The sequence below is a fragment of the Streptomyces sp. NBC_01390 genome, from assembly GCF_045040105.1.
GTDB lineage: Bacteria > Actinomycetota > Actinomycetes > Streptomycetales > Streptomycetaceae > Streptomyces.
In genome coordinates this window covers 9,808,721-9,830,830 of the sequence record NZ_CP109551.1, presented here as the reverse complement: position 1 = coordinate 9,830,830, position 22,110 = coordinate 9,808,721, and the positions used below count along the sequence as shown (strand labels likewise).

General features: G+C 71.7%; 24 protein-coding genes and 1 pseudogene. 11 read left to right on the top strand and 14 right to left on the bottom strand.

Features of this window, described 5'->3' with window-relative positions:
- Positions 1 to 46: 46 nt before the first annotated feature.
- Positions 47 to 802, top strand: coding sequence for a hypothetical protein (locus OG241_RS44025; protein ID WP_405823903.1), 756 nt, complete (start codon positions 47 to 49; stop codon positions 800 to 802).
- Positions 803 to 835: 33 nt separating this feature from the next.
- Positions 836 to 1,016, top strand: a pseudogene (locus tag OG241_RS44020) (acyl esterase); the annotation flags it as partial.
- Positions 1,017 to 1,052: 36 nt separating this feature from the next.
- Here OG241_RS44020 and OG241_RS44015 read toward each other — a convergent pair.
- From OG241_RS44015 to OG241_RS44005, 3 genes are all read right to left on the bottom strand, one after another.
- Complete coding sequence (locus OG241_RS44015; protein ID WP_405823901.1) at positions 1,053 to 1,208, bottom strand: hypothetical protein; 156 nt, start codon at positions 1,206 to 1,208, stop codon at positions 1,053 to 1,055.
- Between the two features lie 65 nt (positions 1,209 to 1,273).
- Positions 1,274 to 2,017 carry an amino acid ABC transporter ATP-binding protein gene (locus OG241_RS44010; RefSeq protein ID WP_405823899.1) on the bottom strand — a complete coding sequence of 248 codons (744 nt, stop codon included), beginning with the start codon at positions 2,015 to 2,017 and terminating at the stop codon, positions 1,274 to 1,276.
- 122 nt (positions 2,018 to 2,139) lie between these two features.
- Positions 2,140 to 2,580, bottom strand: a complete 441-nt coding sequence (locus OG241_RS44005; RefSeq protein WP_405823898.1) for a DUF6278 family protein — start codon at positions 2,578 to 2,580, stop codon at positions 2,140 to 2,142.
- Between the two features lie 222 nt (positions 2,581 to 2,802).
- On the opposite strand from OG241_RS44005, the gene OG241_RS44000 reads away from it, so the two are divergent.
- Complete coding sequence (locus tag OG241_RS44000; RefSeq protein WP_405823896.1) at positions 2,803 to 4,629, top strand: SGNH/GDSL hydrolase family protein; 1,827 nt, start codon at positions 2,803 to 2,805, stop codon at positions 4,627 to 4,629.
- A gap of 28 nt (positions 4,630 to 4,657) precedes the next feature.
- Here the strand turns inward: OG241_RS44000 and OG241_RS43995 are convergent, their stop codons facing one another.
- From OG241_RS43995 to pcaC, 3 genes are all read right to left on the bottom strand, one after another.
- Positions 4,658 to 5,437: an exodeoxyribonuclease III gene (locus OG241_RS43995; RefSeq protein WP_405823894.1), complete on the bottom strand. Its 780-nt coding sequence runs from the start codon at positions 5,435 to 5,437 to the stop codon at positions 4,658 to 4,660.
- Positions 5,438 to 5,473: 36 nt separating this feature from the next.
- Positions 5,474 to 6,106 carry an MBL fold metallo-hydrolase gene (locus OG241_RS43990; protein ID WP_405823892.1) on the bottom strand — a complete coding sequence of 211 codons (633 nt, stop codon included), beginning with the start codon at positions 6,104 to 6,106 and terminating at the stop codon, positions 5,474 to 5,476.
- Between the two features lie 85 nt (positions 6,107 to 6,191).
- A complete protein-coding gene (gene pcaC / locus OG241_RS43985) occupies positions 6,192 to 7,487 on the bottom strand; it encodes a 4-carboxymuconolactone decarboxylase (RefSeq protein WP_405823890.1) in 1,296 nt (431 codons plus the stop codon).
- A 305-nt stretch (positions 7,488 to 7,792) separates the two neighbouring features.
- Here pcaC and OG241_RS43980 point away from each other — a divergent pair, with 305 nt between their 5' ends.
- Entirely contained in the window at positions 7,793 to 8,500 is a 708-nt protein-coding gene (locus OG241_RS43980) for a hypothetical protein (protein WP_405823889.1), read from the top strand.
- A gap of 111 nt (positions 8,501 to 8,611) precedes the next feature.
- Here OG241_RS43980 and OG241_RS43975 read toward each other — a convergent pair whose 3' ends face one another.
- On the bottom strand, positions 8,612 to 9,883 hold the full coding sequence (locus tag OG241_RS43975; protein ID WP_405823887.1) for an MFS transporter: 1,272 nt from the start codon (positions 9,881 to 9,883) through the stop codon (positions 8,612 to 8,614).
- A gap of 201 nt (positions 9,884 to 10,084) precedes the next feature.
- A complete protein-coding gene (locus tag OG241_RS43970) occupies positions 10,085 to 10,924 on the bottom strand; it encodes a hypothetical protein (protein WP_405823885.1) in 840 nt (279 codons plus the stop codon).
- Positions 10,925 to 11,015: 91 nt separating this feature from the next.
- Here OG241_RS43970 and OG241_RS43965 point away from each other — a divergent pair, with 91 nt between their 5' ends.
- Both OG241_RS43965 and OG241_RS43960 read left to right on the top strand, forming a co-directional pair.
- Positions 11,016 to 12,065, top strand: a complete 1,050-nt coding sequence (locus tag OG241_RS43965; protein WP_405823883.1) for a sodium-dependent transporter — start codon at positions 11,016 to 11,018, stop codon at positions 12,063 to 12,065.
- Between the two features lie 39 nt (positions 12,066 to 12,104).
- Positions 12,105 to 12,281 carry a winged helix-turn-helix domain-containing protein gene (locus OG241_RS43960; RefSeq protein ID WP_405823881.1) on the top strand — a complete coding sequence of 59 codons (177 nt, stop codon included), beginning with the start codon at positions 12,105 to 12,107 and terminating at the stop codon, positions 12,279 to 12,281.
- Between the two features lie 79 nt (positions 12,282 to 12,360).
- Here OG241_RS43960 and OG241_RS43955 read toward each other — a convergent pair whose 3' ends face one another.
- From OG241_RS43955 to OG241_RS43930, 6 genes are all read right to left on the bottom strand, one after another.
- Positions 12,361 to 13,029 carry a response regulator gene (locus OG241_RS43955; protein ID WP_405823879.1) on the bottom strand — a complete coding sequence of 223 codons (669 nt, stop codon included), beginning with the start codon at positions 13,027 to 13,029 and terminating at the stop codon, positions 12,361 to 12,363.
- A complete protein-coding gene (locus tag OG241_RS43950) occupies positions 13,026 to 14,282 on the bottom strand; it encodes a sensor histidine kinase (protein WP_405826761.1) in 1,257 nt (418 codons plus the stop codon). Before OG241_RS43950 ends, OG241_RS43955 begins: the two co-directional genes overlap by 4 nt.
- 58 nt (positions 14,283 to 14,340) lie before the next feature.
- Entirely contained in the window at positions 14,341 to 15,180 is an 840-nt protein-coding gene (locus OG241_RS43945) for an ABC transporter permease (protein ID WP_405823877.1), read from the bottom strand.
- Positions 15,177 to 16,133 carry an ATP-binding cassette domain-containing protein gene (locus OG241_RS43940; RefSeq protein ID WP_405823876.1) on the bottom strand — a complete coding sequence of 319 codons (957 nt, stop codon included), beginning with the start codon at positions 16,131 to 16,133 and terminating at the stop codon, positions 15,177 to 15,179. The genes OG241_RS43945 and OG241_RS43940 overlap by 4 nt, the downstream gene beginning before the upstream one ends.
- A 434-nt stretch (positions 16,134 to 16,567) precedes the next feature.
- Entirely contained in the window at positions 16,568 to 17,506 is a 939-nt protein-coding gene (locus OG241_RS43935) for a M48 family metalloprotease (RefSeq protein ID WP_405823874.1), read from the bottom strand.
- Complete coding sequence (locus tag OG241_RS43930; protein ID WP_405823872.1) at positions 17,506 to 17,874, bottom strand: BlaI/MecI/CopY family transcriptional regulator; 369 nt, start codon at positions 17,872 to 17,874, stop codon at positions 17,506 to 17,508. Before OG241_RS43930 ends, OG241_RS43935 begins: the two co-directional genes overlap by 1 nt.
- 142 nt (positions 17,875 to 18,016) lie before the next feature.
- Here OG241_RS43930 and OG241_RS43925 point away from each other — a divergent pair, with 142 nt between their 5' ends.
- The 5 genes from OG241_RS43925 to OG241_RS43905 are packed head-to-tail and all read left to right on the top strand — an operon-like array spanning position 18,017 to position 22,106.
- On the top strand, positions 18,017 to 18,697 hold the full coding sequence (locus tag OG241_RS43925; protein WP_405823870.1) for a DedA family protein: 681 nt from the start codon (positions 18,017 to 18,019) through the stop codon (positions 18,695 to 18,697).
- Positions 18,694 to 19,302: a phosphatase PAP2 family protein gene (locus OG241_RS43920; protein WP_405823868.1), complete on the top strand. Its 609-nt coding sequence runs from the start codon at positions 18,694 to 18,696 to the stop codon at positions 19,300 to 19,302. The genes OG241_RS43925 and OG241_RS43920 overlap by 4 nt, the downstream gene beginning before the upstream one ends.
- Positions 19,299 to 20,093 carry a phosphatase PAP2 family protein gene (locus OG241_RS43915; RefSeq protein ID WP_405823866.1) on the top strand — a complete coding sequence of 265 codons (795 nt, stop codon included), beginning with the start codon at positions 19,299 to 19,301 and terminating at the stop codon, positions 20,091 to 20,093. Before OG241_RS43920 ends, OG241_RS43915 begins: the two co-directional genes overlap by 4 nt.
- Positions 20,047 to 20,709, top strand: coding sequence for a response regulator transcription factor (locus OG241_RS43910; RefSeq protein WP_405823864.1), 663 nt, complete (start codon positions 20,047 to 20,049; stop codon positions 20,707 to 20,709). The genes OG241_RS43915 and OG241_RS43910 overlap by 47 nt, the downstream gene beginning before the upstream one ends.
- Positions 20,706 to 22,106: a sensor histidine kinase gene (locus tag OG241_RS43905; protein ID WP_405823862.1), complete on the top strand. Its 1,401-nt coding sequence runs from the start codon at positions 20,706 to 20,708 to the stop codon at positions 22,104 to 22,106. The genes OG241_RS43910 and OG241_RS43905 overlap by 4 nt, the downstream gene beginning before the upstream one ends.
- The last annotated feature ends 4 nt before the right edge of the window (positions 22,107 to 22,110 follow it).

The window sequence follows — 22,110 nt, the reverse complement described above, 5'->3', positions numbered from 1 at the left end:
AGGGCCCCTCGAACACCGTTGCGGTCGACCGCTAGCATGCGCGCCCATGACTGACGACGTGCGCAATATCGTCCTCGGAGTGGTCGCGGCCGGTATCAGCGCAGCCTTCGGCTGGCTGGCCCGCACCTATCTGTGGAAGCGCAAACTCCGCCGCAAGCAGGCCTTCTTCGGGCTGCCGGACAACTCCGAGTCGCTGCTCGTGGTGAACCGCGAGGCCGGTGGCCCCGAGTTGACGGTGATGCGTCACGACGTGTTCGCGCTGCTGGAACTCGCCGCGCTCATCAAGGACTGCAACGCCCACGCCCAGGTCGTCGCCCACGACGCCACCCAGCAGGGGGTCGGCGAGCGGACCGAGTTCTGTGTGGGCGGCCCGGCCTCCAACCGCCGCATGCTGGCGCATCTGCACTCCCTGCTCCCGGGCGTCCGGGTCAACGTCGACGCCGAACCCGGACCGGACCGCGGCGCCTTCCAGATCGGCACAGAGCGCTATCGCCTGGAGGCGGGCAAGGGCGAGTACGTGATCCTCGCGCGCCTCACCGCCGGCCAGCGCGGCGAGGCCCGGCCGGTGTTCCTGTTCTGCGGCCAGCGCGCGATCACCAACCAGGCGGCGACCCGTTACCTCGCCCGCAATCACGAACGGCTGGCCCGCAAACACGGCAACAACTCCTTCGCCCTGCTCCTGAAGGTCGTCAACTCACAGGCGTACGGCCCCGATGTCGTCGAGGTCGTCGCGGACATCACCCGGGCCGCACAGACGCCCCTGCCGGCCGTCGTCCCACGCAGCTCCCACCGTGCCTCCTAGGGGACGTACGCGGAACGGCCGTCCACGCGGGAGGTCCCCGGAACCAGGCAGAGCGGCACCCTCGTCGCGTACCTTCGCGACGTGGGCCCGCTCGGCCTCGGCGGGTCGGCCGACCCGCTCCGCACATCGAGCACACGTCGACCGGCGCGCAGCTGACCTCCTCCCCGCCAAAAGCACGACCACATACGTGTCGATACCCCTGCACGAGCAGTGATCTCCGGCTGCCGCCGGGCGAGCGAGTGCCCTTCTACTACTGCCCGCCTGGCAGCAGCGTCCCTGAATCGGCCGGTGCGACGGCCTCGGTCCACATCCCGGTGGGGATGAACGACAAATCGTAGTCGAGGTTCGGCTCGGCCGGATTCCCGGCCTCGGCCGCCACCGGGAGCCGGGCCGCCGACAAGTTCACGGCGTCCTCAACTCCCGTGACAGTCAACGATGTTGACCTCAGAGCTCCAGCGTCTCGGCAGCACCTCAGTGCTTAAGGATCTTGGAGAGGAAGTCCTTGGCACGGTCGCTGCGCGGGTCGGTGAAGAACTCCTCGGGGGTACGGTCCTCGACGATGCGGCCGTCGGCCATGAAGACGACCCGGTTCGCGGCCGAGCGGGCGAAGCCCATCTCATGGGTGACGACGACCATCGTCATTCCCTCGCGGGCCAGTTGCTGCATGACCTCCAGAACCTCGTTGATCATCTCCGGGTCGAGCGCCGACGTCGGCTCGTCGAAGAGCATCGCCTTGGGGTCCATGGCCAGGGCGCGGGCGATGGCCACACGCTGCTGCTGGCCGCCGGAGAGCTGGGCGGGGTACTTCGACGCCTGCGAGGCGAGACCGACCCGGTCGAGGAGCTCGTGGGAGCGTTTGTCGGCCTCGTCCTTCCTGCGTCCGCGCACCTTGATCTGGCCCAGCGAGACGTTCTGGAGAACGGTCTTGTGGGCGAAGAGGTTGAACGACTGGAACACCATCCCGACCTCGGCCCGGAGCCGCGCGAGAGGCTTGCCCTCGTCGGGCAGCAGCTGTCCGTCGAGCCGGATCGTCCCGGACTCGATCGGCTCCAGCCGGTTGATCGCCCTGCACAGAGTGGACTTGCCCGACCCGGACGGGCCGATGACCACGACCACCTCCCCCCTGCCGACGGTGAGGTTGATGTCCTGGAGGACATGCAGCTCACCGAAGTGTTTGTTGACTTCCATCAGCTCGATCAACGGATCGACAGCCATGCCCAGCCCTACTCACTTCAGCTGTGTCGTGGTTGCCGCAAACTATCCAGACAGGAGCGGAGTTAATACACGACACGCACCTTTCCGGCATTAGCCGTATTTACGCCAGATGCCCCTCGCGCCTACACCTCCGCGACCTCCCCGTACAGCTGCGACAGCTCGGGAACGCCGCTGGACGCCCACGCGTGTCCGGAGGCGACGACATCGAACTCACGGCCCGACGACAGCCGTACGACGGGCTGGCCGTTGGGCCAGAAGTCCCAGGTGGCACCGGGGACGGTGCGCACGATGACCGTGCCGAGATAGAGGCCCGCGTCGTTGCCGAGCCAGGGCAGCGACTCCTCGTCGTCCCGCCAGCCCGGCACCAGCTGGTCCAGTGCCTCCAACGAGGCGGCGGAGTCGTCGAGTTCGACGCCGGCCCGGTGCGCCTGGGAACGGAGCAGCTCGCATTCGGACAGGAGCCCGGCGACCGCCTCGGGGTCGTGCTCGCCCGCGGAGTACACCGCCACCCCTCGGGCGAGTCCGTGCTTCTTGCGCCAGTTGCCCAGGAAAGGGATGTTCATACGTCCAGCCTGTCATTCACACCGCCGACCGCACCACTGGGCGCGCGGGGTCACGGGTTCCGGCCAACTTCCCCGTCCGCCCCCGCCCGGCGCACCCGCCGCATTGACGGGCCCCCGGCGGCTCCTTAGCTTCACACTGCGGCTGCGCATTGCGGCTTCAGACCGCGTTGAGCGGCGGGCCCGAAGGAGCGGGGGACGGACATGCGCCGAGGTGGCCGAGGCATGCGGGGCCCGGGTGTCCGTGGGCTCCGGGGACCGGGCGTCCGTGGCCCCTGGGGACCGGGCATCGCCCTCGCCCTGTGCGCGGCGCTGACGCCCCTGCCCTCCGCGGCCCGGGCCGCCGAACCCCAACCCCTCCCCCTCACCCGGTACTTCGACAACACCGCCGTCAGCGACGACGCCCGCCCCGAGGCCGCCGACTTCGACGGTTCGGGCGCCTCCGTGTCGGCCCAGGACCTGACGGCCGCCGGCTGGACCAGGGGCTCCGGCCTCACCGTCCAGGGCGCCCGGCTGGTCTGGCCCTGCCGGGAACCGGGCGAGCCGGACAACGTCCGTGCCGCCGGCCAGGCCGTGCGCGTCCGCGGGGAGGGGGACGCCCTCGCGTTCCTCGTCGCCGGCACCGGCGGCGCCGACGTGAACGGCGCGGGCACCGTCTCGTACACGGACGGCACCCGGTCCTCCTACCGGCTGACGGCCCCCGACTGGCGCACCGGCCCCCTCGGCACCAAGGCGGTCACGCTGCCGCATGTGAACACGCCCACCGGTCAACTCGCCGAGAAGGCACGGCTGTACGTCGTCACCGTGCCGATCGCGCGAGGGCACCGGGTCGTCTCCGTCCAACTGCCGTACGCGGCCGACCTGCATGTGTTCGCACTCTCGGTACGGCCCGACACGGCCCGCTGGACGGGCAGTTGGGCGGCGCCGACCTCGACGTACGCGACCGTGGGCCCGTGGACCGACCGGACGTTGCGTCTCGTGGTGCACACATCGGCCGGCGGTCCACGGGTTCGGGTCCGCTTCGACAACACCTTCGCCTCGACCCCGGTACGGATCGGCAGCGCGACAGTGGCCGTGCAGGCGGCGGGCGCCACGGCGAGCGACACTCCTGTGCCGCTGACGTTCGGAGGCTCTCGTGCGGCCCAACTCCCGGCCGGGGCACAGGCGTTCAGTGATCCCCTCGACTTCGCGGTGCCCTCGGACAGCAATCTACTGGTGAGCTTCCACCTGCCAGGCACGGTGACGGCCGCACCTCTGCACCGGCTCGCGCAGCAACGCTCGTACGTCAGCGAACCGGGCGACCACACGGCCGACGGCTCCCCGACGCCGTACACCTCGACGCTGACGACCTGGCCGTTGCTGACGGGGGTCGATGTGGGGGACGGTCCCGGATCCGTGGTGGTGCTCGGCGACTCGATCACCGACGGCGAGCGATCGACGGCGGACGCGAACCGGCGCTGGCCCGATGTGCTCGCCGACCGGCTCCTCGCCCAGAGCACGGTGCCGCACTACGGGGTCCTCAACCAGGGCATCTCCGCGAACCGCGTCCTGTCCGACCGCTACCCGGGCGACGGGGTCTCGACCGACTCGGGCGGGGTGAGCGCCCTGCACCGCCTGGACCGGGACGTCCTCGCCCAGACGTCGGCGCGTACGGCGATCGTCTTCCAGGGCGTGAACGATCTGCGGACGGGCGCGTCGGCGGAGGAGGTCATCGCCGGTCTGCGGGAGCTGGCGGAGCGGGTGCGCGCACGGGAGACACGGGTACTGGTCGCGACGATCGGGCCGTGCGCGGGTGAGGCACGGTGCACGTCGGCGGTCGACGGTCAGCGGATGGCCGTGAACACATGGATCAGGGAGGAGGCTGTACCGGCCGCCGACTCCGGGTCCACGTCCGGTTTTGACGGGGTCGTCGACTTCGACGCGGCGCTGCGGGATCCGGCGCAGCCGGCGCGGCTGCTGCCCGCGTACGACAGCGGGGACCACCTGCATCCGGGCGATGCGGGGCTGGCCGCGCTGGCGGGGGCGGTGGAGTTGGGGGCGCTGGTTCCGTGAGCGCCCCGAGCCCGGCAACCAGGTCTCCCTACACCTCCAGGTCCACCACCACCGGGGCGTGATCCGACGCGCCCTTGCCCTTCCGCTCCTCCCGGTCGACATACGCGTCCTTCGCCGCCTTGGCGAACGGCTCGTTGCCGTAGACCAGGTCGATGCGCATGCCCCGGTTCTTGGGGAAGCAGAGCTGGCGGTAGTCCCAGTACGTGTACGGGCGGTCGTACTTCAGCGGGCGGGGGACCACGTCCGTGAGCCCCGCCTCGCGCAGGGCGGCAAGGGCCGCGCGCTCGGCCGGGGTGACGTGGGTGAGGCCCTCGAAGGCGGCCAGGTCGTAGACGTCGTCGTCCGTCGGGGCCACGTTGAAGTCGCCCAGGACCGCGAACGGGCGGCTGCCGACCGCGTCGGCCGCGACCGCCGCCTTCAGTGCCTCGAACCAGCTGAGCTTGTAGGCGTAGTGGGGGTGCGCCACCTCGCGGCCGTTCGGTACGTACACCGACCAGACGCGGACCGGGCCGCAGGTCGCGGAGACGGCGCGGGGCTCCTCGACGCCCTCGTAACCGGGGTCGCCGGGCAGGCCCCGCACCACGTCCTCCAGGCCGACGCGGGAGATCACCGCGACGCCGTTCCACCTGCCGGTCGCGTTGACCGCCGCCTCGTAGCCCAGCTCGCGCAGCTGGTCGGAGGGGAACTGCTCGGCGGCGACCTTGGCCTCCTGGAGGCACAGCACGTCCGTGCCGGTGCTCTCCAGCCAGGCCAGCAGCCTCGGCAGGCGGGCGGTGATCGAGTTCACGTTCCAGGTCGCGATACGCATGCCCCACAACCTACCCGCCGGGTCTGACAACGCCGCTCAGACCTCCGCCGAGGTCCCCGGCGTCAGCCGCTGGTGCTCGGCGCCGCCGAGGCCGCCGACCAGCCGGCCGTAGATCGGGAGGGCGAGGTCCGTGAGGAGGGCGTCGTGGATGTCGTACGCGCGCTGCGGCTTGACCTCACGGACGTAGTCGACGACCTCGGAGAGCTTGCTCCACGGGGCCATGACGGGGAGCAGCAGGGTGTCGACCGGGTGGTCGGGGACGGTGAGGGCGTCGCCGGGGTGGAAGACGGCGCCGTCGACGAGGAAGCCGACGTTGGTGATGCGCGGGATGTCCGGGTGGATCACGGCGTGCAGTTCGCCGTGGACCTGTACGTCGAAGCCCGCGGCGGTGAACGTGTCGCCGTGGCCGACGGTGTGGACGCGGCCCGGGAAGGCGGCCGATAGCTGCTCCGCGACGGCGTCGAGGGTCCAGAGCTCGGCGGCCGGGTTGGCGTCCAGGGCGGCGCGCAGCCTGCCCTCGTCGAAGTGGTCGGCGTGCTCATGGGTGACCAGGATCGCGTCGGCGCCGGCCGCCGCGTCCTCCTCGCTGAACGCCCCGGGGTCGAGGACGAGCGTCTGCCCGTTCTTCTCCAGGCGGATACAGGCGTGCGACTTCTTCGTGAGCTTCATGGGTCCATCCTGCCGCGCGAGCCCGGGCCGCGTCGCGGCTGGGGGTGGTGCTTTCACCACCCGGCTCAGGGCACATTCCCGGGGATCACCCCTCGGGCGTCGTCTCCTCGCGGATGACCTGCTGGGCCACCTTGAACGCGCTGTTCGCGGCCGGTACCCCGCAGTAGACGGCGGCCTGGAGCAGTACTTCCTTGATCTCGACCGGGGTGAGGCCGTTGCGGAGGGCGGCGCGGGTGTGGAAGGCGAGTTCGTCGAGGTGGCCGCCCGCGACGAGGGCGGCGAGGGTGACACAGCTGCGGGAGCGCCGGTCGAGGCCGGGCCGACTCCAGATCTCGCCCCACGCGTATCTGGTGACGAAGTCCTGGAAGTCCCCGGAGAACTCGTCGGCCTGCGCGAGCGCCCGGTCGACGTGCGCGTCGCCGAGCACCTCACGGCGGACCTTCATCCCGGCGTCGTACTGGTCCGGACGCCCCTGTGCCTCGGGCTGCGGGGCGGGCGGCGCGATCTCCGCGATGGGGGTGACCGGCTGGAGCGCGGCCAGGGCCGGTTTGACCGGGGCCGCCGAGATGGCCATCTGACCGGTTCCGGTGTCGTACGCGGGCTGCCAGGCCGTCGAGAAGTGGCGTACGAGAAGGTCGGTGACGGCGGCGGGCTGCTCCACCGGGACCAGGTGGGAGGCGCCGGGTACGACCGCGAGGCGGGCGTCCGGGATACCCGCGACCAGGGTGCGGGCCTCGGCGGGGCCGGTGACCTGGTCGTCGGAGCCGACGAGGACGAGGGTCGGCACCCCGACGCGGGCCAGTTCGCCCCGTACGTCGAAGGAGGCGAGCGATTCGCAGGCCGCGATGTAGCAGCCGGGGTCGGTGGTGCGGACCATCTGTACGGCCCACTCGGTGATCGCGGGCTGCGCGGCGGCGAAGCCGCTGGTGAACCAGCGCTCGGGGGAGGTACGGGCGATGGGGTCGAGCCCGTTCGTCCGGACGATCACCCCGCGCTGGCGGAACTCGTCGGCCGTTCCGAAGCGGGGCGAGGCGGCGATCAGGGCGAGCGAGGCCAGCCGCTCCGGGTGGCGCAGCGCCAGTTCGGCGCCGATCGCGCCGCCGAGCGCGCAGCCCGCGTAGCCGAACCGCTGCACTCCGACCCTGTCGAGCGTGGCGAGCAGCCGGGTCGCCAGGTCGGTGACCGACCCGGCTGGATGAGCGGGGGCACCACCGTGCCCGGGCAGGTCGAAACGGAAGACCCGCCACTGCTTCACCAGCTCCGGTACCTGCCGGTCCCACATGTGCCAGGTGGTACCCAGTGAGGGACCGAGGATCAGAACCGGGGCGTCTTCTGGCCCGTCAAAGCGGTATTGCAGGGCGTTCGTCGGTGTCTCACTCACCCGCCTGACCCTCTCATCCGTCACGCGATGTCACATCGCCGGGGTGGACCCAGCGGGCCTCGCCCCGCTCCAGCACTGTTCGCGTCACAGCATCAAGTGTGGTGGCACAGACGAGGCTGGACACGACTCACCTGGAAACCTCCCGGAATCCCGCCCAACAGCAGCTTGAACACCACACGGTGAACGCTTGGTGGAAGACTCGGTGGTGGCCCCGTGCTCCGGCTTGCCGTGCCACTCGATCAACCGCGGTGGCGGCGCACCCGTCGCTCGGACAGTAGTAGCGGGTCGCGTGCGATGCTGCTGCTGTGCTGGATGAGATCGACGCGGTGGACTGGGGCTCCATACCGGGCCATCCCCACTGGTACGAACCGGATCGTGCCGCCCATGGTCTACGTGCCCTGGCCCAGGCAGTGAACCTGGTACAGGCGGCGGAGGCCGGCGCGCGGCTCGGCGGGGGTGGAATCGTCCACGGTCACAGTGCCGCTGTGTTCCCAGCCGCCGTGGTGGCGGCTCCACTGCTCCTGGACATCGCCCAGCAGGGTCACCCGGCGGCGAGGGACACCGCGTTGGGGCTGCTTGACGAGGCTCTGTCGTGCTGTCCGCATGCCGGGTACACGCGGGTGGTGGAGCTTGACGGCACCGCGGTTCCGCTCTGCTGTGCCATCGCCCACCATCTGCGAGAGCGCACCGATTTCCTGCTCGGGCTGGGCAGGAGGGGAAAGTCGTTGTTGGCCGACGCGGGCGCGCACTGGCGCTTCGAGATTCGTGAGCGCATCGCCGCCGGCGACGGCACGGCAGCCTTCGGCGTCTTGGCCGGTGGTCTCCCCGACGGCGTGCACGCGGCGGAAATGCATCTCGCCGGTGCCATCACCGTGCTGAGCGAAGTCACCCTCGAATACCCACCCGCAGAAGACTCCCCCGAAGCATGCCTGCGGGTGAACGACCGGCACCCGGACCAACTGCCACCAGGCGCCGTGCTGTTCCCGGCCGAGTGCGGGGATCGCGTTCACTGACCGGCCCCCAGGCGTCAAGGACCTTCTGGAGGAGGTGTCCGCCGCCCCCATGCCCCGCCGCACAGCGGCGTGGTGACGAGAACGCCCGGTGCATGCCCGCGCGTTCGCCACTCAGTGGGCGGGCGTGGACCGCGCGGCCCTGGTGACCCACAGCAGGACGAGCGCGGCGGACTGGATGCCGGTGACGACGACGATCAGAAGCGGGACGGAGACGTCGTACAGGACTCCGGCCAAGGCGCCGCCGACCAGCGCGGCCGCTCCCATGATCCCGGCGAAGACGCCGTACGCGGTGGCCCGGCGGCCCACGGGTACGAGGTCGGCGACGGTGGCACGCAACGTGGACTCCTGGACGCCGACGGCGGCGCCCCACACCAGTGAGCCCGCCACGGCGACCCCCACCGTGTTGGTGAAGGCCAGGGCCGGAACGGCGGCGGACAGCAGCGGCAGGACCACCAGGACCTGGGCGCCGAAACGGTCGTACAGCCAGCCCGTGACCAGCGCCGCCACCGCGTCCGCCGCCATGGCCGCCGCGTACAGCACCGGCACCATCGCTGTCGGCACCAGGTGCCGGACGACCAGGTGGTACGAGAGCACACCGAAGGTGGCGAAACCGGTCAGGGTCGCGGCGGTGAAGACCGCGTAGGCCCAGAAGGCCCGCGGCAGCTTCCTCTCCCGGGACCCGGCAGGTCCCGGCTCCGCGGGCGAGTCCGGCTCCTTGGGCGCCGCTATGCCGACGGTCGTCTCGTAGCCCACCGGATCGGGGACCTTGGCACGCAGCCAGAGCAGCAGCGCGACGGCGGCCACGCCGGGCAGCGCGAGCACCCCGAGCGCCGGGGCGTAGTCGCCGCCGGTGAGGGCGAGGACCCCGGCCACCGTGAGCGGGCCGATGAGCGCGCCGACCTGGTCCATCGCCTCGTGCACCGCGAAGCCGCGGCCCCTTCCGGTGGCGGCGGTGGCGTGCGAGAGCAGTGTGTCCTTGGCCGGGGAGCGCACGGCCTTGCCGACGCGTTCCGCGATCACCAGGGTGCAGGCCGCCCACAGCACGCCGGTCAGACCGAGCACCGGGACGGTGGCCGCGGTCAGCACGTATCCGGCGATCGTCCATGCCCAGAAGCGGCGGCTGCGGTCGGCCAGCGGTCCCGACACCAGACGCAGTCCGAGCGCGGCGGCCTCGCCCGCCCCCGTGACCACGCCGACCACGGCCGCGGAGGCGCCCAGGTGGGCGAGCAGCGGGCCGGTGACGGAACGGGCGCCCTCGTAGACGAAGTCCATCAGCAGGCTGACGCCCCCGAACACCACCACGAACCGCCACGCGGAGAGCCCCTGGGCAGGACCGTCCGAAGGCTCGGGCGTGCCGGACGTCTTGGTACGGGCGTCCTTCACGAGTTCCTCCCCAGGGCGTCGCGTGCCCGGCAGGCCGGACATGGCCTCGACGACATCGGACCACCTCCTGGGGCGCGCACCTCTACACCGGACGAATCCGGCAGGCACATCCTCTCCCGACGCGCTGGAGGAGTCAGGGGCGAAGGTGCAGAGGCGGGTTCAAGGACGCTTCCCCCGCCTGCCGGGCGTGCGTGGCGCCGTTCAGGCCGTCTGCCGCGTCAAGCGCGCCGGGTCCGCGACGTCCTTGCGGGTCACCGCCAGGTACACCACCAGGCCGAGGATGACGGCCAGGAAGAGCCCGCTCGTGACGACGGTGCCGAACCCGAGGCCGCCGTCGCCGGTCTGCTGGGAGAGGTAGTCGCCGATCGAGGCACCGAGCGGGCGGGTGAGGATGTAGGCGATCCAGAAGCTCCACACCGCGTCCAGGCCCAGCGCGAAGTGCGCGACCGCGACGGCGGCGATGGCCAGGGCGAAGAGGGCCGCTGCGAGCCAGTAGCCGAGGTCCATGCGCTCGGAGACCAGGTCGCCGCCCGCCGTTCCGAGGGCGAAGGTGAACAGGACCGCCAGCCAGTAGTACGCCTCGCGGCTGGTGGTGTCGATGCTGTGGATGGAGAGGGTGCGCTCACGCCGGTACCAGACGACGAACGCGACGGCGAGAAGGACGGCGAACACGGTGGTGGTCGTCTCCAGCGGCACGCCCATGTTGTCGGTGAGGTTGTCGCTGATCAGCGTGCCGACGACGCTGATGAGGGCGACGGCGAGCCAGTACACGCCCGCGCGGTACGCCGTGGTGCGGAACTGGACGACGAGGACCACCGCGAGCAGCGCGCTCATGAGCACGGACACGCCGGTCAGGCCCAGGCCGGCTTTCTCGTTGAGCAGGTCGGCCGCGGTCTCGCCGACCGTCGTGCACAACACCTTGATGATCCAGAAGTAGGCGGTGACCTCGGGGACCTTGTTCCAGCGCAGACGGTGGGAGGGGCGAGCGTAGGCACTGGTGCCCGGTTCGGCCTCGGGAGTCCCGGAGAGTTCGTAGGTCATGGGCAGGACGTTGCCAGCGGTTACCTGAACGCATCCTGACTGCCGCGCGGCTTTCCCGGCCCGCCGCGTCCGGCATGATCACGATGGGGCCATGCACACTCGCGCCGCGTCCTGGCTGCGGCACCGGCTCGGCCGCGCCGTCGTCCTCGCCTACGTCCTCGCCCTGCTGCTGCCCGGACCCGGCCTGTGGCTGCGCCACCCCCGTCCCTTACCGCTGACGCACCTGACCCTGCACACCGCACCGCTCCTGCTGTCCCTGGTCCTGTTCTCGGCGGGGCTCCAGGTCCCCGTCCGCGCGCTGGGTGCCCTGCTGCGGCGTCCGAAGGCCCTGCTCGCCGGGCTCGTGCTGCACCTGGCGATCCCGCTGGCGGTGGTGCCGCTCGCCGCGTTCCTGCTGCGGCGCACCCCCGACAGCGACGGCGGCAGCGGACTGCTCACCGCGATGATCCTCGTCGTGGCGATGCCCGTCGCCGCCGGGGCCACCGTGTGGACCGACAAGGGCGACGGCGACCAGCCGACGATGGTGGGCCTCGTCCTGGCCTCCACCCTCCTCAGCCCGCTCACCACCCCGTTGCTGCTGGCCACGCTGTCGCCGCTGCTCAGCGGCGGCTACGCGCACACCCTCGCCGACACCGGCCGGCTGGCCGAAGGCGGATTCGCCCTCACCGCCGTGGTCCTTCCCTGTACGGCAGGCCTGTTGAGCGTGCTCGTCCTGCCGGCGCAGTGGCTGGGCCCTCTCGTCGCGACGGTGGCACCAGCGGCCATGGCCGGTTCGCTGGTCCTGACCTACGTCAACGCCAGCGGCGCCCTCGGCTCCGTCCTCACCCGGCCGCGCCCGCTGCTGTTCGCCGCCGCCCTGGCCGTGGCCGCCCTGGTCTGCCTGCTCTCCTTCGTGCTCGGCCGGGTCGCCGCCCGCCTCCTGCGACTGGAGGCGAGTACCGCCTCGTCGCTGACACTCGCCTGCGGCATGAACAACAGCAGCGCGAGCGCGGTACTGATCTCGGCGTCCCTGCCCGACAAACCTCACCTGCTGCTGCCGGTCCTCGCCTACGGGCTGCTTCAGAAGACCGCCGCGAGCCGGATCGTCACCCGCCTCCGACCGAATCCTGCTCCCGCTCCCGTTCCCACGGCAGGCGCCTGAACGGCCTTCAGCAACCGCCCTCGGAGCCTGTTTCTGACCGTGCTGCTCGTCGGCCTCCGCGCCCAGCTGCGCCGCCGCTGCACGCTGCACGACCAGGACGGACGCAGAGCTGCTTCCCGGGAGTTCGACCTGCTCGCCGTACTGGCCCGGCATGCGGGGGAAACCGTCTCCCGGGAGACTCTGATGGCGGAGGGCGGGGGCACGGATACCGCCTGAACCTCTGCCGGGCCGTCGCCTGCACGACGCGCTGCCGGTGTCGCGGCCGGGGCGCGCCGGCTGCCCGCCGCTTCTCGGTTCAGTCCACGCTGGGCCGGGCGAGGCCGTGGTCGTAGGCGAAGATCACGGCCTGGATGCGGTCGCGGGCTCCGATCTTGGTCAGGACGCGGCCGACGTGTGTCTTGACGGTGGACTCGGACAGGACGAACCGGGTGGCGATCTCGCCGTTGGTCCAGCCCTTGCCGACGGCGACGAGGATCTCGCGTTCGCGGTCGGTCAGGGCACTCAGCCGCGGATCCTCGGCGGAGTCGCTTCTGTGGGAGGGGACGTACTGGGCGTACTCCTCCAGGAGCCGGCGGGTGAGGGCGGGTGCGATGACGGCGTCGCCGGAGGCCACCGCGCGGATGCCGGCGAGGAGTTCCTCGGGGCGCGCATCCTTGAGCAGGAAGCCGCTGGCGCCGGCGCGGAGGGCGGCGTGGACGTACTCGTCGAGGTCGAAGGTGGTGAGTACGAGGACGCGCGAGCGTCCGCCGGCGGAGGCGATGCGGCGGGTGGCCTCGATGCCGTCCATACCGGGCATGCGGACGTCCATCAGGACGACGTCCGGGCGCAGTTCGGCGGTCTTGCGGACGGCCTCGGCGCCGTGCGCGGCCTCGCCGACGACGTCGGTCTCGGGGACGGAGTCCAGGAGGATGTGGAAGCCGTAGCGTTGCAGCGGCTGGTCGTCCACGATGAGGACGGTGGTCATCGGTCACCGCCTTGGGGTGTGAGGTCGAGGACGGCTTCGACTCTCCATCCTCCGCCGCTGGTCGGCCCCGCGTTCACAGTGCCGCCGTACAGAGCCGCTCTCTCCCGCATGCCCACCAGGCCGTGTCCTTCCTCGTTCGGTGGTCCGGACCGTGTGGCCGGGCCGGTGTCGTGGACCCGGATGGTCAGTCGGCTGTCCTCGACGAGGATCGCCAGGTGCACCCGGGTGTCGGCGGCGGCGTGCTTCAGGGTGTTGGTGAGGGCTTCCTGGACGATGCGGTACACCGTCAGCTGCACCCCACTGTCCAAGGCGTCGACGTCACCGGAGGTCCGGTAGACGACCTCCAGGCCGGCGGAGCGCACCCGATCACACAGCGTTCCGACGTCCCCGACGCCGGGCTGTGGACTGAGTTCCAGCGCTCTGGCAGGGCCGTCCGACTCCTCCCGCAGGACACCCAGCACGCGCCGCAGCTCGCCGAGGGCCGTCCGGCCGGTGTCGCCGATGAGCCGCAGGGCCTCCTTGCCCCGTTCGGGAGAGATGTCGGTGGCGTACGAGCCCGCGTCGGCGAGGGTGATGATGACGGACAGGTTGTGGCCGACGATGTCGTGCATCTCGCGGGCGACCCGGGTGCGTTCGGTGGCCGTCGCGAGCTTGCTGCGCTGGTCGCGCTCGATCTCCAACCGGGCGGCCCGGTCCCGCAGTCCGGCGAGCTGGGCCCGGCGGGTCCGTACCATCAGACCGAGCGCCAGGGCCGCGGTCGCCGTGCTCAGCAGGAAGAACAGCGCGTCCCAGACGGACACCGCCGCCGAAGCGCGCACCGCGACCAGCACGATGCCGACCGCCATGGCCCCGCAGGCCCACGGCAGCTGCCGCAGCCGGCCGTGCAGGGACAGGCTGTACAGGGCGATGAACAGGGCGATGTCCGCGCGCAGCGCGGCGCCGAGCGACCACTGGAGAACGAACACGGCCGCGATGGCGGCGAAGGCCGCCATGGGCCTGCTCCGCCGCCACAGCAGCGGCAGCACGAGACCGGACTGCAGGGCCAGCATGGCAGCCGGAGAAAGTTGGTCGAAGGCGAGTTTGAACCGGCGTGGGGCGTCGCCGCCCCCGAGACCCCCCTGCAGCAGATCCGGCAGGCAGAACATCAGGAAGACCAGCACCACCACCGCGGTGTCCAGCACCCACGGATGCGCCCGGTCCGCGTGTCGCAGCCGCTGGCCGCCCCGGCTGAACCGGGCGATCAGCGGTCCCATCCCGCCGATGTCGTCGGTGGTGGTCGTCAAAGTGGTCACCTGCCCATGGTGCGGGCGGTCAGACGTCGCTGCGTACGAGCCGGTACGCCGCGCCGCCCAGCGCCAGCACCGTCCAGCAGAGGAAGACCAGCAGTCCCGCGCCCGGCGACAGGGCCGTGGAGTCGTGGGTCAGGGCGAACATCGCCTCGCCCGCGTTGCTCGGCAGATAGGGGCTGATGTCGTTCTGCCAGGAGCTGGGCAGCAGGGAGATGAGCCCCGGGATCAGCATGAACGTGGCGACCAGCACCGAGATCCCGCCGGCCACCGACCGCAGCAGAGCGCCCAGCGCGACGCCGATCACACCGACCAGGCCCAGGTAGAGCCCGGCGCCCAGCAGGCTGCGCACCACTCCCGCGTGCGACAGGCTCATCGCGGCCGGCGTGCCGGAGACGATGCCGCTGCCGAACCCGAAGGCGACGAACGCGCCGAGCATCCCGACCACCAGCGCGACCAGCCCGAACACGGCCGCCTTGGACCACAGCACGGGCAGCCGACGGGGCACCGCCGCGAGCGTCGAGCGGATCATGCCGGTCGAGTACTCCCCCGCCGTGACCAGCACGCCGAGCACACCCAGGGCCAGCTGGGCGAAGTTCGTACCGAACAGGGACAGGCTGACGGCCGTCGAGGCGGCGAAGTCCGAGTCCAGGTTGCCGGAGTCGATTCCCGACTTGTAGCGGCTCGCGGCGATCAGACCGAAGGCCACCAGGAAGAGCAGCCCGAGGCCCAGGGTGATCCAGGTCGAGCGCAGGGACCACAGCTTGGCCCACTCGGAGGAGAGCACGCGCCGTCCGGTCACCCGGTAGACGGGGCGGGCGGGGGTGCTGCGCGGTTTCTCGGCGGTTGCGGTGAGGGTGCTCACGCGGGCCTCCCGACGGCCTCGATGGTCTCGACGGTGTCGATCCCGGTCGTGGTGCCGTGGTACTCCACGGCATCCCTGGTCAGGTCCATGAACGCCTCCTCCAGGGACACGGTCCGCGCGCTCAGCTCGAACAGCGCGATCCCGTGCTCGGCGGCCTTCAGTCCGATCTCACGGGCGCTCAGCCCGGTCACCTGCAGCTCCTCGGAGCCGATCCGGCCCGTGACGTCGACGCCCGGCCCGGCCAGCACGTCCCGCAGCCGCACCGGGTCCTGGGCCGTCACCTTCACCGTGTCGCCGCCCGCCTCACGGATCAGGTCCGCCACCGTCGTGTCGGCCAGCAGCCGCCCCCGCCCCACGACGATCAGGTGATCCGCCACCAGGGCCATCTCGCTCATCAGGTGCGAGGACACGAACACCGTCCGGCCCTCGTCGGCGAGCCCCTTGAGCAGATTGCGGATCCAGAGCACACCCTCCGGGTCCAGCCCGTTGACCGGCTCGTCCAGCATCACCGTCTGCGGGTCGCCCAGCAAAGCCGCCGCGATGCCCAGCCGCTGGCCCATTCCGAGAGAGAAGGCTCCGGCCCGCTTCTTCGCCACACTGCCCAGTCCCGCGAGGCCGATGACCTCGTCGACCCGGCTGCCCGGAATGCCGTGGGTCAGCGCGAGCGCCCTGAGGTGGTTGTACGCCGAGCGGCCCGGATGGATCGACTTCGCCTCCAGCAGCGCACCGACCTCCTGCAACGGCGCCTGGTGGCCGGCGTAGGGGTGGCCATTCACGGTCACGGAGCCGCTCGACGGGGCGTCGAGGCCGACGATCATGCGCATGGTCGTGGACTTGCCCGCGCCGTTGGGCCCCAGGAAGCCGGTCACCGTGCCGGGCTTCACGACGAAGTCCAGCCCGTCGACGGCCGTCTTCTCGCCGTACTTCTTGGTCAACTGCCGTGCGTCGATCATGCGCGTTCTCTCCCTGTCGGCTGCGGCGTCCGTCGCTTCCGACGCCTCACCGGCAACGCTAAGGTCCGGTTTACCCCGATCCGGTGGTACCGGGAGGCTGAACCGCGCCGCGGGTGTAGTACCGCGGTACTACGCGTCTACCTGCGGTGTCTTCCTTGTTCGCCGGCACCCCGGTGGTCGCAGCAGGCGTCCGGCCGCTACGGGGAGTGGGCCACAGGGTGAGCAGGAGGGCGCCGGCCCCGAAGGTCAGGGTGGGGCGCGAGGGAGGAGGGCCGGCAGGGCCCGCACCCGCTGGGGCACAGCCCCGCCGGTCGCCGGCGTCGTGGCCGGCGCAACCCCCGTAAGCCGCCCCCTGCGTCGACTCTCCCCGGTGTCCAGGCACAGAGTTCCGTGCCCACAGATGTCACGTGTGACGACGTGCAGCTCGGAACCCGTCAGGGCCCCGCCTCACCCTGGGCGATCTCGACCTCGTGGTGGAAGTCGACGACGCCGGCCGTTCCGGCGGCGACGGACAGGACCGTGCAGGCCACGAGGAGGAATGCGGTGATGCGTTTGGCGTGCGAGCGCCCCTCGAAGGGTTCGACGGGGTGGAGGAGGGCGGCGACGCGTTGCGGAACGGGGCCGGTCGTCGCCGCGGGGGCGAAGTCCGGGCGGGTGGAGGGGGAGGCGTGGCAGGCGAGGGCGGCGCGGGCAATGGCTGTGGCGATCAGACGTCGGTCGCCGACGGTGGTGGCGGCGGCTTCGTCGGCGGCCCGTTCGGCGGCGAGCCGGATGGTGTCGCGGGCGGTGCGCAGGGCGGGATGGCAGTGGGCGGTGAGTTCGGCGACGGCCAGGAAGTAGTGGTGGCCGGCCCGGTTGTGGGCGCGTTCATGGGCGAAGAGGGCCTCGCGCTCGGCCGCGTCGAGGCTGCGCAGCATCGCGGTGGTGACGACGATGCGGTGGGGCCGTCCGGGCAGTGCATACGCGTCCGGGTGGGGCGAGTCGACGACGCACAGGTCGCCGGCGGCAGGGCGGCGGTCGGCCTGGGCGCGGGCGGCGTGGAAGGCGCGGGTCTGCCGGAAGGCCGAGCGGGCCAGTGTCCAGGTGCCGAGGGTGAGCACCCCGGTGGCCGCCGTGGCCACGGGCAGGACGAGGTAGTCCGAGGGCGTACGCAGGGGGTGGATGAGTTCGCCGAGGGCAGCGAGGGCCGGGAAGGTGAGCAGCCCGGTCAGGACCAGGGCGCCGAGGGCGGCGACGCAGGCTCCGGCCAGTGCCAGGGCGGAGGCGGTGAGGACCCACAGGGCGGTGGCGGGAGGGAGGCGGTCAAGGGTCCGGCGGGCCAACACCGGTGCCAGGAAGGGCAGGAGCAGCGGCACGAGCAGCAGGGCGGTCATCACTCCCCGCCCTCCAGAAGCCGGCGCAGGTGCTGCTCGTCGCCGGGGCTGAGCTGGGCGACGAAGCGGGCCAGGACCGTTTCCCGGTCGGTGTCCCGGTCGAGTTCGGTGTGCATGCGCCGGGCGGTCAGGCCGGGGGCGTCCTGCATGGGGAAGTAGGCATAGCCGCGCCCCTGCCGCTCCCGGCTGACGACGCCCTTCTCGTGCAGACGGGTCAGTATCGTCGTCACCGTCGTGCGGGCCAGCCCGAAGTCGAGTTCGGTCTGCAGCCGTCCGGGCGTGAGCGGGACCCCGGCCGCCCACAGCGCGGCCATGACAGCGGCTTCGAGCTCGCCGGCCGGTCGCCTCTCGTCCCTCGCGTCGGTCATGGGAACGTTCCTCACTCCGCCATCGTCTACAGTTCAGTAGACCGTCTACAGGATTGTAGTCGGTTGTCGGGTGCCGTCGTGTCACCGATGCGCCGCACCCGACGGTCCGGAAGAAGGATGAAGGGTGAAGGGGCTCCCGACGATGACCACAGCCATGCACCTATCGTCGCAGCTCGCCGTCAATGTGCTGGATGCGCGGTCGCTGCTGTCCGCGTTCGGCGCGCTGGGCGTGGGTGTGGTGCTGTTCGCCGAGACCGGGCTGCTGATCGGTTTCTTCCTCCCGGGCGACTCGCTGCTGTTCACGGCCGGTCTGCTGTGCACCGGCGCCGCCGACCGCGGCCTGAAACTGTCGCTGGGCCCGCTGTTGGTGGCCGCGGCGGTGGGGGCGCTGGCGGGCGCGCAGTGCGGATATCTGCTGGGCCGAAGAGCGGGCGGCGCCCTGCTCGCCCGCAGCCGCTCGGCCCGCCTGCACGAAGGAGCCGAGCGCGCGCAGGCGCTGCTGGAGCGTTACGGGTATGCGAAGGCGATCGTCCTGGCCCGCTTCGTTCCGGTGGTACGCACGGTCCTGAACCCGATGGCGGGCGCCCTGCGGGTGCCGGTGCGGACGTTCACTCTCTGGCAGGTGACCGGGGGGCTGGTGTGGAGCCTGGGTCTGACGCTGGCGGGATACGCACTGGGTTCCTCCGTGCCGGACGTGGACCGGTATCTGCTGCCGATCGTCGCGGTGATCGTGGCCCTGTCGCTGATCCCGGTCGCCTCCGAGATGTACCGCTCACGCCGGGACACGAAGGCGAAGACGAAGGCCAAGGAGGCATGCGGATGAACCTCGCCCTCGACGGTTCGTCGGTCGACGGCCCGGCCTACACCGACGTGGTGAACCTCGCCCGGCACGCTCCCGCGTGGCTGGACGACACGGTCTCGGCGTGGTCGACGTACGGACTCGCCGTGTTCGCGGTGCTCATGGCCGTCGGCTGGTGGCGCGCCCGGCGGGCGGGAGTCATCGCGTCGGTGACGGCACTCGCGGTGCCGTTCGTCGTGGTCGTCGCCTACGGGGTGGACGCGGTGCTGAAGCTGCTGGTGCGCGAGGACCGGCCCTGCCAGAGCCTGCGGGTGGCCACGTTGGAGGCGTGTCCGGCGCCCGGCGACTGGTCCTTCCCCAGCAACCACGCGGCCGTCGCCGCGGCAGCGGCCGTCGCCCTGGCCTTCGTCTCCCGCCGGCTCGGGGCAGTCGGCGCGGTGGCCGCCTGTGCGATGGCGGTCTCGCGGGTCTGGGTCGGCGCGCACTATCCCCACGATGTGATGGCAGGTGTTGTGGTAGGCGCTCTGACCGCTTGGCTCGTCATATCGGCGCTGCGCAGGCATGCGGAGGCCGCCGCCCTGCGGCTCGCCGCCACCCGTCTGCGTCCGCTGCTGGTGGCGGCGTCATGAGGCGCGGTGATCTCGCCGACCTGGCCGGCAGTTGCGGCCTCGGCGCATGGACGGCGTTCGGCGTACTGACCATGGTCGTGGTGGGCCATGACGGCGTGCCGCTGTTCGCGGACGCCGACCTCTCCTCGTGGTCCGTCGCCCACCGACCCGACGTGGCGGTCGCGTTCGCCCGCGGGCTGACCGCCACCGGGACGGGCGCCGTCCCGTTCGCGCTGGCCGCGCTGGCCGGAGTCGTCGCGGGGCGCACCCTCCGGCAGCGGGCGCTCGCCGTCGCACTCTGCCTGGCGTGCCTCGGAGCGGGCCAGACACTGCGGTACGCGGCGATGAGCTTCGTCGCCCGGCCGCGCCCGGCCCCGGCGGACTGGCAGACGCATGCCTCGGGATGGGCTTTCCCCTCCGGCCACGCCACCACGGCGGCACTCACCGCGGGACTGCTGATCGTCGCCGTCCACCTACGTGGCCCACGTGGCAGGACCGGGCTCACCCTGGCCATCGGCGGCTGGGGCGCGCTGGTCGGGCTCACCCGCGTCTACCTCGGCGTGCACTGGTTCACCGATGTCGTCGGCGGCTGGCTGTTCGCGTTCGGCTGGCTGGGAATATGCCTGTGGGCCGTGGCCCGGTGGCTTCCCGAGCGTTTGACCTTCCGTATGACGGACGCGGGCACGGAACCAGCGCGTGGGACGGCGGGACCGATGGGCACGGCAGCCAGCCGAACGGACACGGCACGGGAACCGAAGGAGGGCCATGCGCCAGACGATCCTGGTCGTCGAGGACGATCACGCCCTGCGTGACGTGCTGATGCGCGGGCTGCGCGACGAGGAGTTCGACACCGTGCCCGCGCCGGACGGCGCCACCGCCCTGCGGCTGGCCACCGCCGGCATTTCCGCCGCCGTGCTCGACATCGGGCTGCCCGACGCCGACGGGCGGGACGTGTGCCAGGCGATGCGCGCGAACGGATTCCTCTCCCCCGTCATCTTCCTGACCGCCCATCACCGGCTGCCCGACCGGCTGTCCGGGTTCGCGGCCGGGGGTGACGACTACCTGACAAAGCCGTTCCACCTCACCGAACTCGCGGCCCGCCTGCGGGCAGCCCTGAAACGGGCCGCGCCGCCGCCTGCCGCCACCACAGGAGACCTCGTGCTGGACGCCGTCCGGCACCAGGTCGGCGTCCGAGGCACCCGGGTCGATCTGACACCGACCGAGTTCCGTCTCCTGGCCGCGCTCATGGCGGCTTCCGGCGGCCTCGTGCGCCGCCGTGAACTCCTCCGGGCGGGCTGGCCCGAGGGCGCCCGGGTCCACGACAACACCCTCGACCAGTACCTGACCCGACTGCGCCGCAAACTGCGCGAGGCGGGCAGCGACCAGACGATCGGGACGGCCCGCGGGATCGGCCACCACCTGTCATGAACGGCATCAGCCCTGTCGTGAACGGTGTCCGCCACCGGCCGTGGCCCACCGTGGCGGCTCTCCTCCACCGTCTGGCGCCCCGCACACTGCGCGGCCGCCTCTCCCTGGTGGCACTCACCACGGCCGCCCTGCTGATGCTGGTCCTCACCGTCGCCTTCAACGCCGTGGCGGGCCACCGCCTCCAGCACCAGGCGGACGACGAACTGCGCACCCGCGCCGCCGCCGTCGCGACGACCGTCGACACCAGCGGCACGACGGTACGCGTGCTGGAAACTTCCAACGACGAACTCCTCGACACGAACGTGTGGATCTACGACGGCCGACACCTGCTGGAAGAGCCGCCGGCCGCCGGACCCCTGACCGACGTGGCCGACGCACTCGCCGGACGCGGCGGCCGACGGTGCGTCACCGCCGACGTCCACGGCCCCTTCCGGCTCTGCTCACAGCCGGTGTCCGGCAGGACGAGCGACGCCACCGTGGTCACGGCACTCGACCTCTCCCCCTACCGGAGTTCGGCCGACACCCTGCTCCTGGGTTCACTCGCCCTGGACGCCGTCATGCTCGCCTGCACCTACGCCCTGACCCGGCTGGCGGTCGGCCGCGCGCTGCGCCCCGTCCGCACGATGACCGACCAGGCCACCCAGTGGAGTGCCGTCGCCTCCGAAGAACGCTTCGGCCAGCTGCGGCACCCGGCCGAACTCGCCCGCCTCGGTACGTCGTTGGACGCCATCCTCGACCGCATCCGCACCCTGCTGCGCCACGAGCGGCAGCTCACCGGGGAACTCTCGCACGAACTGCGTACACCCCTGAGCCGGATCATCGCCGAACTCGACTGGTGGCAGGCCCGGCCCCGCACAGACGACCAGACCCGCGCCACCCACCAGGTCATCTCGGCTGCCGCCGAGTCCATGCGGACCATCTGCGACACCCTCCTGGACGACGCCCGTGACGGCGCACTCTCCGCTCCGGGCACCGCAGAGATCCTGCCCACGCTGCAGCGCCTCACCGAAGTCCTGGACATACCAGCCCACTTGACGGTCACCGTCGAGGGTCCGCGCCTGGAAGCCGGAGTGCCGACCGCCCTCCTCGAACGCATCGTCAGCCCGCTCCTCGCCAACGCCTGCCGCTACGCCCACGTCGGCATCACCGTCCGCGCCCACCGCGCACCCGACGGCGTGCGCGTCGACGTCATCGACGACGGACCCGGCGTACCGCCCCCGTTCGCCGGACAGCTCTTCGAGCCCGGCCACCGCGCCGATCCCGGCGACGGACATGCCGGAGCGGGCCTGGGGCTGCCGCTCGCGCGACGCCTGGCCCGCTCCGCCGGCGGCGAGGTGACGTACGACCCCGGACACACCCCGGGGGCACGGTTCGTGGTCAGCCTGCCCGCCGGGTGACGGC